At 60.9% G+C, this 15040-nt stretch carries 26 protein-coding genes; all 26 read left to right on the top strand.

From position 1 onward, the window contains the following. Window positions 1–49 precede the first annotated feature (49 nt). Window positions 50–949, top strand: coding sequence for a DMT family transporter (locus ACSR1C_RS12575; RefSeq protein ID WP_460259720.1), 900 nt, complete (start codon window positions 50–52; stop codon window positions 947–949). A gap of 249 nt (window positions 950–1198) precedes the next feature. Next, on the top strand, window positions 1199–1570 hold the full coding sequence (rpsL, locus tag ACSR1C_RS12570) for a 30S ribosomal protein S12 (protein ID WP_035253348.1): 372 nt from the start codon (window positions 1199–1201) through the stop codon (window positions 1568–1570). Window positions 1571–1582: 12 nt separating this feature from the next. Beyond that, a complete protein-coding gene (gene rpsG / locus ACSR1C_RS12565) occupies window positions 1583–2053 on the top strand; it encodes a 30S ribosomal protein S7 (RefSeq protein ID WP_460259719.1) in 471 nt (156 codons plus the stop codon). Window positions 2054–2077: 24 nt separating this feature from the next. After that, window positions 2078–4195 carry an elongation factor G gene (gene fusA / locus ACSR1C_RS12560; protein WP_460259718.1) on the top strand — a complete coding sequence of 706 codons (2118 nt, stop codon included), beginning with the start codon at window positions 2078–2080 and terminating at the stop codon, window positions 4193–4195. 59 nt (window positions 4196–4254) lie between these two features. Further along, window positions 4255–5430 carry an elongation factor Tu gene (gene tuf / locus ACSR1C_RS12555; RefSeq protein WP_460259731.1) on the top strand — a complete coding sequence of 392 codons (1176 nt, stop codon included), beginning with the start codon at window positions 4255–4257 and terminating at the stop codon, window positions 5428–5430. A 79-nt stretch (window positions 5431–5509) separates the two neighbouring features. Further along, complete coding sequence (rpsJ, locus tag ACSR1C_RS12550; protein ID WP_037209276.1) at window positions 5510–5818, top strand: 30S ribosomal protein S10; 309 nt, start codon at window positions 5510–5512, stop codon at window positions 5816–5818. A 14-nt stretch (window positions 5819–5832) separates the two neighbouring features. Further along, complete coding sequence (gene rplC / locus ACSR1C_RS12545; protein ID WP_460259716.1) at window positions 5833–6558, top strand: 50S ribosomal protein L3; 726 nt, start codon at window positions 5833–5835, stop codon at window positions 6556–6558. Then, on the top strand, window positions 6555–7172 hold the full coding sequence (rplD, locus tag ACSR1C_RS12540) for a 50S ribosomal protein L4 (RefSeq protein ID WP_460259715.1): 618 nt from the start codon (window positions 6555–6557) through the stop codon (window positions 7170–7172). The genes rplC and rplD overlap by 4 nt, the downstream gene beginning before the upstream one ends. Beyond that, entirely contained in the window at window positions 7169–7465 is a 297-nt protein-coding gene (locus ACSR1C_RS12535; RefSeq protein WP_460259714.1) for a 50S ribosomal protein L23, read from the top strand. Before rplD ends, ACSR1C_RS12535 begins: the two co-directional genes overlap by 4 nt. A 95-nt stretch (window positions 7466–7560) precedes the next feature. Then, window positions 7561–8403, top strand: coding sequence for a 50S ribosomal protein L2 (rplB, locus tag ACSR1C_RS12530; protein ID WP_460259713.1), 843 nt, complete (start codon window positions 7561–7563; stop codon window positions 8401–8403). 2 nt (window positions 8404–8405) lie between these two features. Then, on the top strand, window positions 8406–8684 hold the full coding sequence (rpsS, locus tag ACSR1C_RS12525; protein ID WP_068315468.1) for a 30S ribosomal protein S19: 279 nt from the start codon (window positions 8406–8408) through the stop codon (window positions 8682–8684). A 3-nt stretch (window positions 8685–8687) separates the two neighbouring features. Next, window positions 8688–9068: a 50S ribosomal protein L22 gene (rplV, locus tag ACSR1C_RS12520; protein ID WP_460259712.1), complete on the top strand. Its 381-nt coding sequence runs from the start codon at window positions 8688–8690 to the stop codon at window positions 9066–9068. Continuing rightward, entirely contained in the window at window positions 9068–9775 is a 708-nt protein-coding gene (gene rpsC, locus ACSR1C_RS12515) for a 30S ribosomal protein S3 (protein WP_460259711.1), read from the top strand. Before rplV ends, rpsC begins: the two co-directional genes overlap by 1 nt. A gap of 12 nt (window positions 9776–9787) precedes the next feature. Further along, window positions 9788–10201 carry a 50S ribosomal protein L16 gene (rplP, locus tag ACSR1C_RS12510; protein ID WP_460259710.1) on the top strand — a complete coding sequence of 138 codons (414 nt, stop codon included), beginning with the start codon at window positions 9788–9790 and terminating at the stop codon, window positions 10199–10201. A 94-nt stretch (window positions 10202–10295) separates the two neighbouring features. Further along, on the top strand, window positions 10296–10499 hold the full coding sequence (rpmC, locus tag ACSR1C_RS12505; RefSeq protein ID WP_460259709.1) for a 50S ribosomal protein L29: 204 nt from the start codon (window positions 10296–10298) through the stop codon (window positions 10497–10499). A 12-nt stretch (window positions 10500–10511) separates the two neighbouring features. Further along, window positions 10512–10742, top strand: a complete 231-nt coding sequence (rpsQ, locus tag ACSR1C_RS12500) for a 30S ribosomal protein S17 (RefSeq protein ID WP_460259708.1) — start codon at window positions 10512–10514, stop codon at window positions 10740–10742. 64 nt (window positions 10743–10806) lie between these two features. Further along, the gene (gene rplN / locus ACSR1C_RS12495; protein WP_011567679.1) at window positions 10807–11175 is read left to right on the top strand and encodes a 50S ribosomal protein L14; all 369 of its coding nucleotides are present in this window, start codon (window positions 10807–10809) and stop codon (window positions 11173–11175) included. 1 nt (window position 11176) lies between these two features. Then, window positions 11177–11482, top strand: coding sequence for a 50S ribosomal protein L24 (gene rplX / locus ACSR1C_RS12490; RefSeq protein WP_460259707.1), 306 nt, complete (start codon window positions 11177–11179; stop codon window positions 11480–11482). Beyond that, entirely contained in the window at window positions 11482–12045 is a 564-nt protein-coding gene (rplE, locus tag ACSR1C_RS12485; RefSeq protein WP_460259706.1) for a 50S ribosomal protein L5, read from the top strand. The genes rplX and rplE overlap by 1 nt, the downstream gene beginning before the upstream one ends. Window positions 12046–12064: 19 nt before the next feature. Beyond that, on the top strand, window positions 12065–12370 hold the full coding sequence (rpsN, locus tag ACSR1C_RS12480; RefSeq protein WP_460259705.1) for a 30S ribosomal protein S14: 306 nt from the start codon (window positions 12065–12067) through the stop codon (window positions 12368–12370). A 12-nt stretch (window positions 12371–12382) separates the two neighbouring features. Beyond that, window positions 12383–12781 carry a 30S ribosomal protein S8 gene (rpsH, locus tag ACSR1C_RS12475; protein ID WP_460259704.1) on the top strand — a complete coding sequence of 133 codons (399 nt, stop codon included), beginning with the start codon at window positions 12383–12385 and terminating at the stop codon, window positions 12779–12781. A gap of 11 nt (window positions 12782–12792) precedes the next feature. After that, entirely contained in the window at window positions 12793–13326 is a 534-nt protein-coding gene (gene rplF, locus ACSR1C_RS12470; RefSeq protein ID WP_460259703.1) for a 50S ribosomal protein L6, read from the top strand. 10 nt (window positions 13327–13336) lie between these two features. After that, the gene (gene rplR / locus ACSR1C_RS12465; RefSeq protein ID WP_460259702.1) at window positions 13337–13696 is read left to right on the top strand and encodes a 50S ribosomal protein L18; all 360 of its coding nucleotides are present in this window, start codon (window positions 13337–13339) and stop codon (window positions 13694–13696) included. 10 nt (window positions 13697–13706) lie between these two features. Then, window positions 13707–14276: a 30S ribosomal protein S5 gene (gene rpsE / locus ACSR1C_RS12460; protein WP_460259701.1), complete on the top strand. Its 570-nt coding sequence runs from the start codon at window positions 13707–13709 to the stop codon at window positions 14274–14276. Between the two features lie 12 nt (window positions 14277–14288). Continuing rightward, window positions 14289–14477, top strand: coding sequence for a 50S ribosomal protein L30 (rpmD, locus tag ACSR1C_RS12455; protein WP_072857172.1), 189 nt, complete (start codon window positions 14289–14291; stop codon window positions 14475–14477). A gap of 127 nt (window positions 14478–14604) precedes the next feature. Further along, on the top strand, window positions 14605–14985 hold the full coding sequence (locus ACSR1C_RS12450) for a GFA family protein (protein WP_460259700.1): 381 nt from the start codon (window positions 14605–14607) through the stop codon (window positions 14983–14985). Window positions 14986–15040 lie beyond the last annotated feature (55 nt).

Raw genomic sequence — 15040 nt, 5'->3', positions numbered from 1 at the left:
CTGTTCGCGCGCAGGCCCGGCTGTTATGGCGGTGGACGGAGGGCAGGACATGGCCGCATTTTCCGACAACACGCGCGGGGCGCTGATGATGATGGCCAGCATGGCGGCCTTCACCTTCAACGACGCCTGCATGAAGGCGCTTTCTGACGAGCTGCCGCTGTTTCAGGCGCTGTTCCTGCGCGGGGTGGCGGTGGTTGTGCTGTTGGCGGCTGTGGCGCGGGCGATGGGCGCGCTGCGCTTCGATCTGGCGAAACGGGACTGGGTGCTGATCGCGCTGCGCACGGCGGGCGAGGTCGGCGCGGCCTATTTCTTCGTCACGGCCCTGTTCAACGCGCCGATCGCCAATGTCACCGCGATCATTCAGGCCATCCCGCTGACCGTAACCCTGGCCGGTGCGCTGTTCCTGGGCGAAGCCGTGGGCTGGCGGCGGCTGGCGGCCATTCTGGTGGGGTTCTGCGGCGTGCTGCTGATTGTGCGACCGGGCACCGATGGGTTCAACTTCTATTCCGTCTATGCGCTGATCGCGGTGGGTTTTGTCACCTTGCGCGATCTGTCCACACGCCGCCTGTCGCGCGATGTACCGTCGCTGGCGGTGGCATTGTGCGCGGCCGTCGGGGTGACGCTTTTCACCGGGGTTGCGGCGGCGTTTCAGCCCTGGGTGCCGGTGTCGGTCAAGGCGGGGATGCAACTGGGCGGGGCGACAGTATTCGTGATCGGCGGCTATCTGTTTTCGGTGATGGTCATGCGGCTGGGCGATATCGGTTTCATCGCCCCGTTCCGCTATACCGCGCTGATCTGGGCGCTGTTTCTGGGCTTTGTGATCTTCGGCGACTGGCCGGCGCCACTGACCTTTCTGGGCAGCGCGATCGTTGTCGCCACCGGGATTTTCACCTTCTACCGCGAGCGCCGCTTGCTGCGGGCCGGGCCGGTGGGATTGCGCATCCGCTAGAAAGCCGCAGAAGCGGGGATGGGCTGTTGACAAGGCTGGCGACTCTCCATATACCGCGCCCACTCGGCCTGTCGGGGAAACCTTTGAGCAGGCTGAAATCAGAACTGAAGTGGTCAAGATCCGGGCCTGAACGCCCCGATCCTCTGGAATTCCACCGCGTCGTTCCCGCGAACGAGGGGACGCAGCGGTATTTGTGCGTTTTGAATGCGCGCATCGAGATTTGAATTGGTTGCAACACGGGGAACCGGAATGCCGACGATCCAACAGCTGATCCGCAAGCCGCGGCAGCCCAAAGTAAAGCGCCAGAAGTCCATGCATCTGCAGGCTTGCCCGCAGAAGCGTGGCGTCTGTACGCGCGTTTATACTACCACGCCGAAGAAGCCGAACTCGGCCATGCGGAAGGTCGCAAAAGTGCGCCTGACCAATGGTTTCGAGGTGATCAGCTACATTCCCGGCGAAAGCCATAACCTTCAGGAACACTCTGTCGTCCTGATCCGTGGCGGCCGGGTAAAAGACCTTCCGGGTGTTCGCTACCACATCCTGCGCGGTGTGCTGGATACCCAGGGCGTCAAAGACCGTAAGCAGCGTCGTTCGAAATACGGCGCCAAGCGTCCGAAGTAAGGAGAGACGTCAATGTCCCGTCGTCACGCCGCCGAAAAGCGCGAAGTCCTGCCCGATGCCAAGTTTGGCGATCGGGTGCTGACGAAATTCATGAACAACCTGATGATCGACGGCAAGAAATCTGCCGCCGAGCGCATCGTTTACAACGCGTTCGACCGCGTTGAAACCAAGATCAAGCGCGCGCCCGTGGAAGTGTTCCACGAAGCGCTGGACAACATCAAGCCGTCGGTCGAGGTTCGCTCGCGCCGCGTTGGTGGTGCCACCTATCAGGTGCCGGTCGAAGTGCGCCCCGAGCGCCGCGAAGCCCTGGCCATCCGCTGGCTGATCAAGGCCGCGCGCGCCCGCAATGAGCACACCATGGAAGAGCGTCTGGCCGGTGAACTGGTTGACGCCGTTCAAAGCCGTGGCTCTGCCGTCAAGAAACGCGAAGACACCCACAAGATGGCCGAGGCAAACAAAGCCTTCAGCCATTACCGCTGGTAATTCTCTAGGCCCAGGACCGAACCAATGGCACGCGATTATCCTCTCGACCGGTACCGCAACTTCGGTATCATGGCGCATATCGATGCAGGTAAGACCACCTGCTCGGAGCGTATCCTTTTCTATACCGGCAAGTCCCACAACATTGGTGAGGTGCATGATGGCGCCGCCACCATGGACTGGATGGAGCAGGAGCAGGAACGCGGCATCACCATCACCTCGGCTGCGACGACCACCTTCTGGGAGCGCACCGAAGATGGCGCCACCGCCGACACGCCGAAGCACCGGATGAACATCATCGACACCCCCGGCCACGTCGACTTCACCATCGAAGTCGAGCGTTCGCTGGCTGTGCTCGACGGTGCGGTTGCGGTTCTGGACGCCAATGCCGGCGTCGAGCCGCAGACCGAAACCGTGTGGCGTCAGGCTGACCGCTACAAGGTTCCGCGCATTGTGTTCGTCAACAAGATGGACAAGATCGGCGCCGACTTCTTCAATTGCGTGCACATGATCCAGGATCGCACCGGCGCGATCCCGGCCCCGATCCAGATTCCGATCGGCGCCGAAACCGAGCTGGAAGGTATCATCGACCTCGTGACCATGGAAGAGTGGGTCTGGGCCGGCGAAGATCTGGGTGCCTCGTGGGAAAAACGCCCGATCCGTGACAGCCTGAAGGATCAGGCTGACGAGTGGCACGCAAAGCTGGTCGAGACCGCCGTCGAAATGGACGACGACGCGATGGAGGCCTATCTGGAGGGCGAAGAGCCCGACGTGGCCACCCTGCGCAAGCTGATCCGCAAGGGTACCCTGGCGATGGCGTTCGTGCCGGTTCTGTGTGGCTCCGCCTTCAAGAACAAGGGCGTGCAGCCGCTGCTCAACGCCGTGATCGACTATCTGCCCAGCCCGATGGACGTTGTCGATTACATGGGCTTCAAGCCCGGCGACGAGGAAGAAGTGCGCAACATCCCGCGTCGCGCCGATGACGCCATGCCGTTTGCCGGCCTGGCCTTCAAGATCATGAACGACCCGTTTGTTGGCTCGCTGACCTTCACCCGGATTTATTCGGGAACGATGAAGAAGGGCGACACCATGCTGAACTCGACCAAGGGCAAGAAAGAGCGCGTCGGTCGGATGATGATGATGCACTCCAACAACCGCGAAGAGATCGAAGAGGCATTTGCCGGCGACATCATCGCGCTGGCCGGTCTGAAGGACACCACCACGGGTGACACGCTGTGCGCGATCAACGATCCGGTGGTTCTGGAAACCATGACTTTCCCCGACCCGGTGATCGAGATCGCGGTCGAGCCGAAGACCAAGGCCGACCAGGAAAAGATGTCCGCCGGTCTGGCCCGTCTGGCCGCCGAGGATCCGTCTTTCCGCGTCGAGACCGATATGGAATCCGGTCAGACCATCATGAAGGGCATGGGCGAACTTCACCTCGATATTCTGGTGGACCGCCTGAAGCGCGAATTCAAGGTCGAGGCCAATATCGGTGCGCCGCAGGTGGCGTATCGCGAGACCATCAGCCATGAGGCCGAGATCGACTATACCCACAAGAAACAGTCGGGTGGCTCGGGTCAGTTCGCACGGATCAAGATGGTCATCACCCCGACCGAGCCGGGCGAAGGGTATTCCTTCGAATCCAAGGTTGTCGGCGGCAACGTGCCCAAGGAATACATCCCGGGCGTTGAAAAAGGCGTCAAGTCGGTCATGGACTCCGGTCCGCTGGCAGGCTTCCCGGTGATCGATTTCAAAGTCGCGCTGATCGACGGTGCCTACCACGATGTGGACTCCTCGGTTCTGGCGTTTGAAATCGCGGCCCGTGCCGGTATGCGTGAAGGTCTGAAAAAGGCCGGCGCGAAACTGCTGGAGCCGATCATGAAAGTCGAGGTTGTCTCCCCGGATGAATATACCGGCGGCATCATCGGCGATCTGACCTCTCGCCGGGGTCAGGTGCAGGGGCAGGAGACGCGCGGCAACGCCAACGTCATCAACGCCTTCGTGCCGCTGGCCAACATGTTCGGCTACATCAACAACCTGCGCTCCATGTCTTCGGGCCGCGCAAACTTCTCGATGCAGTTCGACCACTACGAACCGGTCCCGCAGAACATCTCGGACGAAATTCAGGCGAAATACGCCTAACCGAAATAGCGTGGGGCGCGCCATGCGCGCGCCGCCATCCCAAGACAAAGGAGGCCATCATGGCTAAGGAAAAGTTTGAGCGTAACAAGCCGCATGTAAACATCGGCACGATCGGCCATGTTGACCATGGCAAGACGACGCTGACGGCGGCGATCACGAAGTATTTCGGCGACTTCAAGGCGTATGACCAGATCGACGGCGCGCCGGAAGAGAAGGCGCGGGGGATCACGATCTCGACGGCGCATGTGGAATACGAGACCGACACGCGGCACTATGCGCACGTGGACTGCCCCGGCCACGCGGACTATGTGAAGAACATGATCACGGGCGCGGCGCAGATGGACGGCGCGATCCTGGTTGTGAACGCCGCCGACGGCCCGATGCCGCAAACGCGCGAGCACATCCTGCTGGGCCGTCAGGTGGGCATCCCCTACATGGTCGTGTTCATGAACAAGGTCGATCAGGTCGACGACGAAGAGCTGCTTGAACTGGTCGAGATGGAGATCCGCGAGCTTCTGTCGTCCTACGACTATCCGGGCGACGACATTCCGATCATCATGGGCTCGGCGCTGGCGGCGCTGGAAGGCCGCGATCCCGAGATCGGCGAGAACAAGATCCGCGAACTGATGGCGGCTGTTGACGACTACATCCCGACCCCGGCCCGGGCGGTGGACAAGCCGTTCCTGATGCCGATCGAGGACGTGTTCTCGATTTCGGGTCGCGGCACGGTTGTGACCGGCCGGATCGAGCGTGGCGTTGTGAACGTGGGCGACGAGCTGGAAATCGTTGGCATCAACGACACCAAGAAGACGACCTGTACCGGTGTCGAGATGTTCCGCAAGCTGCTGGACCGCGGCGAGGCGGGCGACAACATCGGCGCGCTGCTGCGCGGGATCGACCGTGAAGGCGTCGAGCGCGGCCAGGTGCTGTGCAAGCCGGGTTCGGTGACGCCGCACACGAAGTTCGAGGCCGAGGCCTATATCCTGACCAAGGACGAAGGTGGCCGTCACACGCCGTTCTTCGCGAACTACCGTCCGCAGTTCTACTTCCGCACGACGGACGTGACCGGGACGGTGACGCTGCCTGAGGGCACCGAGATGGTGATGCCGGGCGACAACCTGAAGTTCGAGGTCGAGCTGATCGCGCCGATCGCGATGGAAGACGGCCTGCGCTTCGCCATCCGCGAAGGCGGCCGTACCGTCGGCGCCGGCGTCGTCTCCAAGATCATCGAGTAATTAAGACCTCCGGGTTCGACGTGGGGCGGGGAATGACCCCCGCTCCACCTATCAACTCCAAGCCGCGAAAGGCACTGAAATGCAGTCGCAAAATATTCGCATCCGGCTGAAAGCCTTCGATTACCGTGTGCTGGACGCCAGCACGCAGGAAATCGTAAACACGGCCAAGCGCACCGGCGCTCAGGTTCGTGGGCCGATCCCGCTGCCGAACAAGATTGAAAAGTTCACGGTTCTCCGTGGCCCGCATGTCGACAAGAAATCCCGCGATCAGTGGGAAATCCGCACGCACAAGCGGCTTCTCGACATTATCGACCCGACGCCGCAGACCGTGGACGCGCTGATGAAGCTCGACCTGGCCGCCGGTGTCGACGTCGAGATCAAGGTTTAAGGAGGGTATCGACGATGCGCTCTGGTGTAATCGCAAAGAAAGTCGGCATGACCCGGCTGTTCATGGAGGATGGGAAGCAGATTCCCGTGACCGTCCTTCAACTCGACAACCTGCAGGTCGTGGCACAGCGCACGGCCGAGACGGATGGCTATACCGCCGTTCAGCTCGGCGCGGGCACGGCCAAGGCCAAGCGGACCCCGGCCCCGATGCGTGGCCATTTCGCCAAGGCCAACGTCGCGCCGAAGCGGAAGATCGCGGAATTCCGGGTCGCCCCGGAAAACCTGATCGATGTGGGCGAGGAAATCACGGCCGACCATTATCTGGCAGGTCAGTTCGTGGATGTTTCCGGCACCTCGATCGGTAAAGGTTTCGCCGGTGCCATGAAGCGGCACAATTTCGGCGGTCTGCGTGCGTCGCACGGTGTGTCGGTTTCCCACCGTTCGCACGGCTCCACCGGTCAGTGTCAGGACCCGGGCCGCGTGTTCAAGGGCAAGAAAATGGCCGGCCACATGGGCGCTGCCCGCGTGACCACCCAGAACCTGCAGGTCATCAAGACCGACGCCGACCGTGGCCTGATCATGGTCAAGGGCGCCGTTCCGGGCTCCAAGGGTGGCTGGGTCACGATCAAGGACGCCGTGAAGAAGCCGGTTCCCGAGAATCTGGTTCTGCCTGCGGGTCTGAAATCGGCCAAGGTTGAAGCCGTTGCTGAAGAAGCGCCTGCTGAAGGAGGCGAAGCATGAAACTTGATGTGATCAAGCTGGACGCCGGCAAGGCCGGTTCCATCGAGCTTGCCGATGACATCTTCGGCCTGGAGCCGCGTGCGGATATTCTGCACCGTGTGGTCCGCTGGCAGCGCAACAATGCGCAGGCCGGCACCCACAAGGTGAAGACGCGCTCGGAAACCAGCTACTCGACCAAGAAGATCTATCGCCAGAAGGGCACCGGCGGCGCACGCCACGGTGACCGCAACGCGCCGATCTTCCGCAAGGGTGGTATCTACAAGGGTCCGACCCCGCGGAGCCACGGCCACGAGCTGACGAAGAAATTCCGCAAGCTGGGCCTGAAGCACGCGCTGTCGGCCAAGTTCGCCGCCGGTGAGCTGGTCATCATCGAATCCGCCGAGGCCGAGGGCAAGACCGCCGCGCTGGCCAAACAGGTGAAGAACCTGGGCTGGAAACGTGCGCTGGTGATCGACGGTGCCGCGGTGAACGAAGGGTTCGCCATGGCCGCGCGCAACATCGAGGGTCTCGATGTGCTGCCGTCGGTGGGCGCAAACGTCTATGACATCCTGAAGCGTGACACCCTGGTGCTCACGAAGGCGGGTGTCGAAGCACTGGAGGCTCGACTGAAATGAGCGCGAAGGCAGAGCACTACGACGTGATCCGCAAGCCGATCATCACCGAGAAGGCAACCATGGCGTCCGAAAACGGCGCGGTTGTGTTCGAAGTGGCAATCGACGCGAACAAGCCGCAGATCAAAGAGGCCGTCGAAAGCCTGTTTGGGGTCAAGGTGAAGGCCGTGAACACGACCATCACCAAAGGCAAGACCAAGCGGTTCCGCGGCATGATGGGCAAGCGGAAAGACGTCAAGAAAGCCTATGTCACCCTGGAAGAGGGTAACACTATCGACGTGACCACGGGTCTCTGATAGAAGGCGCCGAATCTTCGGCCCCGGTTTCGACCGGGGCCGGCGTTGTTTTGAAACCGGGGCAATTGCCCCAAAGCTGACGGAAGACAGAAAGCATGGCACTCAAGTCGTATAAGCCGACGACGCCGGGCCAGCGTGGGCTGGTGCTGATCGACCGTTCGGAGCTTTGGAAAGGGCGTCCGGTTAAATCCTTGACTGAGGGTTTGACCAAGAAGGGCGGCCGGAACAACACCGGACGGATCACGATGCGCCGCCGCGGCGGTGGCGCGAAGCGTCTGTATCGTATCGTGGACTTCAAGCGTACGAAATTTGATGTTCCCGCAACCGTGGAACGGATCGAATATGACCCCAACCGCACCGCCTTCATCGCGCTGATCCGCTATGAAGATGGCGAGCAGGCCTATATCCTGGCCCCGCAGCGTCTGGGCGTTGGCGATCAGGTGATTGCCGCAGTCAAGGCCGACGTGAAGCCGGGCAACGCAATGCCCTTCACCGGCCTGCCGATCGGGACCATTGTCCACAATATCGAGCTGAAGTCCGGCAAGGGCGGTCAGATCGCGCGTGCCGCCGGCACCTATGCCCAGTTCGTGGGCCGCGACGGTGGCTATGCCCAGATCCGCCTGTCCTCGGGCGAGCTGCGGATGGTGCGTCAGGAATGCATGTGCACTGTCGGTGCCGTGTCGAACCCCGACAACTCGAACCAGAACCTCGGCAAGGCCGGGCGCAACCGGCACAAGGGCATCCGCCCGTCTGTGCGTGGTGTCGTGATGAACCCGATCGACCACCCGCATGGTGGTGGTGAAGGCCGGACCTCGGGTGGCCGTCATCCGGTGACCCCGTGGGGCAAGCCCACCAAGGGTGCCCGCACCCGTAACAAGAACAAGGCGTCCGGCAAGCTGATCATCCGCTCCCGTCACGCCAAGAAGAAGGGCCGGTAATCATGTCGCGTTCTGTTTGGAAAGGCCCTTTCGTTGATTCCTACGTTCTCAAGAAAGCCGAGAAAAGCCGGGAATCGGGCCGCAATGAAGTCATCAAAATCTGGTCGCGCCGCTCGACGATCCTGCCCCAGTTCGTGGGTCTGACCTTCGGCGTCTATAACGGCCAGAAGCACATCCCGGTGAACGTCTCCGAGGATATGATCGGCCAGAAATTCGGCGAATACGCCCCGACGCGGACCTATTACGGCCACGCGGCGGATAAGAAAGCGAAGAGGAAGTAAGCCATGGGTAAGGAAAAGAACCCCCGCCGCGTGGCCGAGAACGAAGCAATGGCGAAAACCCGCATGCTTCGCACCTCGCCGCAGAAGCTGAACCTGGTGGCGCAGATGATCCGTGGCAAGAAGGTGGACAAGGCCTTGGCCGATCTGACCTTCTCGAAAAAGCGGATCGCCGATGACGTGAAGAAATGCCTTCAGTCCGCTATCGCCAATGCTGAAAACAACCATAACCTGGATGTGGACGAGCTGGTCGTGGCCGAAGCCTATGTCGGCAAGAACCTGACCATGAAGCGCGGTCGCCCGCGGGCTCGTGGCCGGTTCGGCAAGATCATCAAGCCGTTTTCCGAGCTGACCATCAAGGTGCGGCAAGTCGAGGAGCAAGCGTAATGGGTCATAAGGTTAATCCGATTGGCATGCGCCTCCAGGTCAACCGCACCTGGGACAGCCGCTGGTATGCCGACACCAAGGACTACGGAAATCTTCTGCTGGAAGATATCAAGATCCGTGAGTTCATCCGCGAAGAGTGCAAGCAGGCCGGCGTCAGCCGGATCATCATCGAGCGCCCGCACAAGAAGTGCCGGGTGACGATCCACACGGCGCGTCCGGGTGTGATCATCGGCAAAAAAGGCGCCGATATCGAAGGTCTGCGCAAGAAGCTGGCGGCGATGACCGACAGCGAACTGCACCTGAACATCGTCGAAGTGCGCAAGCCCGAGCTGGACGCCCAGCTGGTCGGCGAAAGCATCGCGCAGCAGCTGGAGCGCCGGGTTTCTTTCCGTCGCGCCATGAAGCGTGCCGTGCAGAACGCCATGCGCATGGGCGCCCTTGGTATTCGTGTGAACGTCGCCGGTCGTCTGGGCGGTGCGGAAATCGCGCGGACCGAATGGTATCGCGAAGGCCGTGTGCCGCTGCACACCCTGCGCGCCGATATCGATTACGCCCATCAGGAAGCCACGACGCCCTATGGCATCATCGGCATCAAAGTCTGGATCTTCAAAGGTGAAATCATGGAGCATGACCCGTCTGCCCGTGATCGTCGCCAGCAGGAGCTTCAGGAAGGTCCCGCGCCGCGTGGCGCCGGCGGCCGGCGCTAAGGAGTAGATGAGATGCTGCAACCAAAGCGTACAAAGTTCCGCAAAATGCACAAAGGCCGTATCCACGGCCAGGCAAAAGGCGGCTTCGACCTCAACTTCGGTCACTATGGCCTGAAAGCGGTCCAGCCCGAGCGCGTCACTGCGCGTCAGATCGAGGCTGCCCGCCGGGCCATGACCCGTCATATGAAACGTCAGGGCCGGGTCTGGATCCGGATTTTCCCCGACACTCCCGTGACCTCCAAGCCCACCGAAGTCCGGATGGGTAAGGGTAAAGGTTCCGTGGATTTCTGGGCGGCCAAAGTAAAGCCCGGCCGCGTCATGTTTGAGATTGACGGCGTGACCGAATCTGTGGCAAGGGAAGCGCTCCGTCTCGCTGCGATGAAACTGCCGGTGAAAACCCGCATCGTCGTGCGCGAAGACTGGTAAGTTTTCTTCGGTCCTCCGCAGTCGGCGGGGGATCGGATTTTTTGTTGGAAAAGCGCGGGGCAGGTCCCCGTGACTTCTGATGCGAGGGTTGGCGATGAACGCCCAAGAACTGAAAGAGAAGTCGCCGGACCAGCTTCGTGAAGAGCTGGCCAACCTGAAGAAAGAGGCATTCAACCTGCGCTTTCAACAGGCTTCCGGTGCGCTTGAGAACACCGCCCGTATGCGGGGCGTCCGTCGTGACGTCGCCCGCGTGAAGACGGTTCTGAACCAGAAAGCCGCTGAAGCGGCGGCGAACTAAGGAGCACGACACATGCCCAAACGCATCCTGCAAGGCACCGTGACGAGCGACCAGAACGAGCAAACCGTCACGGTTTCCGTCGAGCGCCGCTTCAAGCACCCGCTGCTGCACAAGACGGTTCGTAAGTCCAAGAAGTACCGGGCGCACGATCCGAAGAACGAATTCAAGGTCGGTGACATTGTCCGCATTCAGGAATGCGCGCCGATTTCGAAGTCCAAACGCTGGGAGGTTGTTGCTAACTAGGCAATAACCTTTCGGTTTGATCGAAACCCTGGGACGAACGTTCCCATAGGTCGGGAGAAACCACATGATCCAGATGCAGACCAATCTGGATGTCGCTGACAACTCCGGCGCTCGCCGGGTGCAGTGCATCAAGGTTCTGGGTGGTTCCAAGCGTAAATACGCCTCCGTCGGCGACATCATTGTCGTCTCGGTGAAGGAAGCCATCCCGCGCGGCCGCGTGAAAAAAGGGGACGTCCGCAAGGCCGTCGTCGTACGCACCGCCAAAGAAGTTCGCCGTGAAGACGGCACCGCGATCCGGTTCGACCGGAACGCCGCAGTAATTCTGAACAACAACAACGAGCCGATCGGTACCCGTATCTTCGGCCCGGTCGTTCGTGAACTGCGCGCCAAGAACTTCATGAAGATCATCTCGCTCGCCCCGGAGGTGCTGTAAGATGGCCGCTAAACTGAAAAAAGGTGACAAGGTCGTCGTGCTGGCCGGCAAGGACAAGGGCCAGGAGGGTGAAATTTCCTCGGTCAATCCGAAGGCTGGCAAGGCCATCGTCGGTGGCATCAACATGGCCATCCGTCACACCAAGCAGTCGCAGACCAACCAGGGTGGCCGCGTGCCGACCGCAATGCCGATCGACCTGTCGAACCTGGCACTGCTGGACAGCAAGGGTAAGGCGACCCGCGTCGGCTTCCGCGAGGAAGACGGCAAGAAGGTCCGCTATGCCAAAACCACCGGGGAGGCCGTCTGATGCTTGACGCTGCAACCTATACCCCGCGCCTGAAGACGGTTTATGCGGACACGATCCGCGCCGCGCTGAAGGAAGAGTTTGGCTATACCAACGACATGATGATCCCGAAGCTCGACAAGATCGTGCTGAACATCGGGTGTGGTGCCGAGGCCGTTCGCGATTCCAAGAAGGTCAAATCGGCCGAGGCCGACCTGACCGCGATCGCCGGCCAGAAGGCTGTCATCACCAAGGCGAAGAAGTCGATTGCCGGCTTCCGGGTCCGTGAAGAGATGCCGCTGGGCACCAAGGTGACCCTGCGCGGCGACCGGATGTACGAATTCCTGGACCGTCTGATCACCGTCGCCATGCCCCGTATCCGCGACTTCCGCGGCATTTCGGGCAAGTCGTTCGATGGTCGTGGCAACTATGCCATGGGCCTGAAAGAGCACATCGTTTTCCCCGAGATCGAATACGACAAGGTCGATGAAGTCTGGGGCATGGACATCGTGATTGCCACCACCGCGAAAACCGACGCGGAAGCGAAGGCGCTGTTGAAGCATTTCAACATGCCCTTCAACAGCTGAGCGCGGGGAGAGAGAGAACATGGCTAAGAAAGCAATGGTCGAACGCGAGAAGAAGCGCCAGAAGCTGGTGGATCAGTACGCCGCCAAGCGGGCTGCGCTGAAAGTGATCGCGAATAACGAAGATCTGCCGATGGAAGAGCGCTTCAAGGCACGCCTGAAACTGGCGAAACTGCCGCGCAACAGCTCTGCCACCCGTCTTCACAACCGCTGCCAACTGACCGGCCGCCCGAAGGCTTACTACCGTAAGCTCAAGGTGTCGCGGATCAAGCTGCGGGACCTGGCCTCTGACGGTCAGATCCCCGGCATGGTCAAGTCGAGCTGGTAAGGAGGGTTTGATATGTCTGTAAACGATCCTCTCGGCGATATGCTGACCCGTATCCGCAACGCGCAGATGCGTGGCAAGTCCACCGTCCGCACCCCGGCCTCCAAGCTTCGCGGCTGGGTTCTGGATGTGCTTCAGGACGAGGGCTATATCCGTGGCTACGAGAATGCCACCAGCTCCCTCGGCATGCCGGAAATTGAAATCAGCCTCAAATACTACGAGGGCACCCCTGTGATCCGCGAACTTAAGCGGGTCTCCAAGCCGGGCCGCCGCGTGTATATGAGCGTCAAGGAAATCCCCTCGGTCCGTCAGGGTCTGGGTGTCTCCATCGTCTCCACGTCCAAGGGCGTGATGTCGGATGCAGCAGCACGGTCGGCCAATGTTGGCGGCGAAGTGCTCTGCACGGTCTTCTAAGGGGGTTTGGTATGTCTCGTATTGGTAAAAGACCGGTCGAGCTGCCGTCGGGTGTTTCGGCGTCCGTCTCCGGCCAGACCGTTGAAGTGAAAGGCCCGAAAGGCGCCCGCAGCTTTACCGCGACCGACGATGTCACCATCGCGGTCGAGGAGAATGTAGTCTCGATCACCCCGCGCGGGTCGTCCAAACGGGCGCGCCAGCAATGGGGCATGTCGCGGACCATGGTGCAAAACCTGGTCAGCGGCGTGACCACCGGTTTCAAGAAAGAGCTTGAAATCCAGGGTGTCGGTTACCGGGCACAGATGCAGGGCAACACCCTGAAGCTGAACCTGGGCCTGTCGCACGAAGTCAACTTCGAGGTGCCGGACGGTGTGACCGTCACCGCCCCGAAGCAGACCCAGGTCCTGATCGAAGGTATCGACGAACAGCTCGTCGGTCAGGTTGCGGCGAACATCCGTGAGTGGCGCAAGCCCGAGCCTTATAAAGGCAAGGGCATCCGCTATAAGGGTGAGTTCATCTTCCGCAAGGAAGGCAAGAAGAAGTAAGGACGCGAAAATGGCAAACAGCAAACGAGACCTGTTTCTGAAACGCCGCTTGCGCGTTCGGAACAAGCTGCGGAAAATGGCCGACGGCCGTGCGCGCCTGTCGGTGCACCGCAGCAACAAGAACATCAGCGTGCAGCTGATCGACGATCTGAATGGCGTAACGCTCGTCTCGGCCTCCTCGCTTGAGAAGGACCTGGGTGTGGTCGGCAAGAACAACGTCGATGCCGCGGCCAAGGTTGGCGCGGCGATTGCAGAGCGCGCGAAGAAGGCCGGCATCGAAGAGTGTTACTTCGATCGTGGTGGCTTCCTCTTTCACGGTAAGGTGAAGGCTCTGGCCGACGCTGCGCGTGAAGGCGGGCTGAAGTTCTAAGGAGACGATCATGGCAAGAGAAGACAACCGTCGGGACCGTCGCGACCGCGATGAAACCCCGGAATTCGCCGATCGTCTCGTGGCGATCAACCGTGTGTCGAAAACCGTGAAAGGTGGTAAGCGCTTCGGCTTTGCCGCGCTCGTGGTTGTCGGCGATCAGAAGGGCCGCGTCGGCTTCGGCAAAGGCAAGGCGAAAGAGGTCCCCGAGGCCATTCGCAAAGCCACCGAGCAGGCCAAGCGCAACCTGATCCGTGTGCCGCTGCGCGAAGGCCGCACGCTGCACCACGACATGGAAGGCCGTCATGGCGCCGGCAAGGTGGTCATGCGCACCGCCCCGCAGGGTACCGGCATCATCGCCGGTGGTCCGATGCGTGCAGTGTTCGAGATGCTGGGCGTTCAGGATGTGGTCGCCAAGTCGATCGGGTCGCAGAACCCCTACAACATGATCCGCGCGACGCTGGACGGGCTGACCAAGGAAAGCTCGCCCCGCAATGTCGCGCAGCGTCGTGGCAAGAAGGTGGCGGACCTGTTCAAGAAGCCCGAAGCCGATGCCGATGCGTCGGTCGCGGTCGAAGCGTAAGGAACCGGGGATATGGCAAAAACCATCGTCGTCAAGCAGATCGGTTCGCCGATTCGCCGCCCCGCCGTCCAGCGTGCCACGCTGGTCGGCCTGGGCCTGAACAAGATGCACCGCACCCGCGAGCTGGAAGATACCCCTTCCGTGCGCGGCATGGTCAACTCGATCCCGCATCTGGTGGAGATCATCGAAGAGCGCGGTTGAGCGTTTCTGCGATACCAAGATTTTTGGAAGCGTCCCGGCTGTTGCCGGGGCGTTTTCGTTTGTCCGATATGATCATAGCTGTTTTATTTTGTGCTATCTTCCGCAATCATTGTGAAGGAAAAGTCGGATGCACAAGGGGTCATGCCTTTGCGGGGCGGTGCAGTTCGAGGTCGAGGGGGAGTTGTCCCCGCCCGATGCGTGCCACTGCACTATATGTCGAAAGCAATCCGGCCACTATTTCGCCAGCACCGACGTTCCGAAGACGGCGCTGACGCTGGAGGGCGAGGGGCACGTCATCTGGTATCAGTCGTCGCCAAAGGTCCGGCGAGGTTTTTGCGCTATCTGTGGATCTGCGCTGTTCTTTGATCCGCTGCATCGGGATTGGATCGGCATCGCCATGGGGGCATTCGACAAACCGACCGGCACCCGCCTGGGCATTCACATCTTTGTTGCCGACAAGGGCGACTATTACGATATTGCGGACGGCTTGCCGCAAAACCAGCAGTAGGGGGCTAGGCTTGTCGTGGCGCCCCTTGATTGCCGCTTCCAACCCGTCTATACGC

The sequence above is a fragment of the Actibacterium sp. D185-2 genome (genome assembly GCF_054954595.1).
The sequence above is the reverse complement of the archived record's forward strand: the minus strand, read 5'-3'. Positions and strand labels throughout refer to the sequence as shown.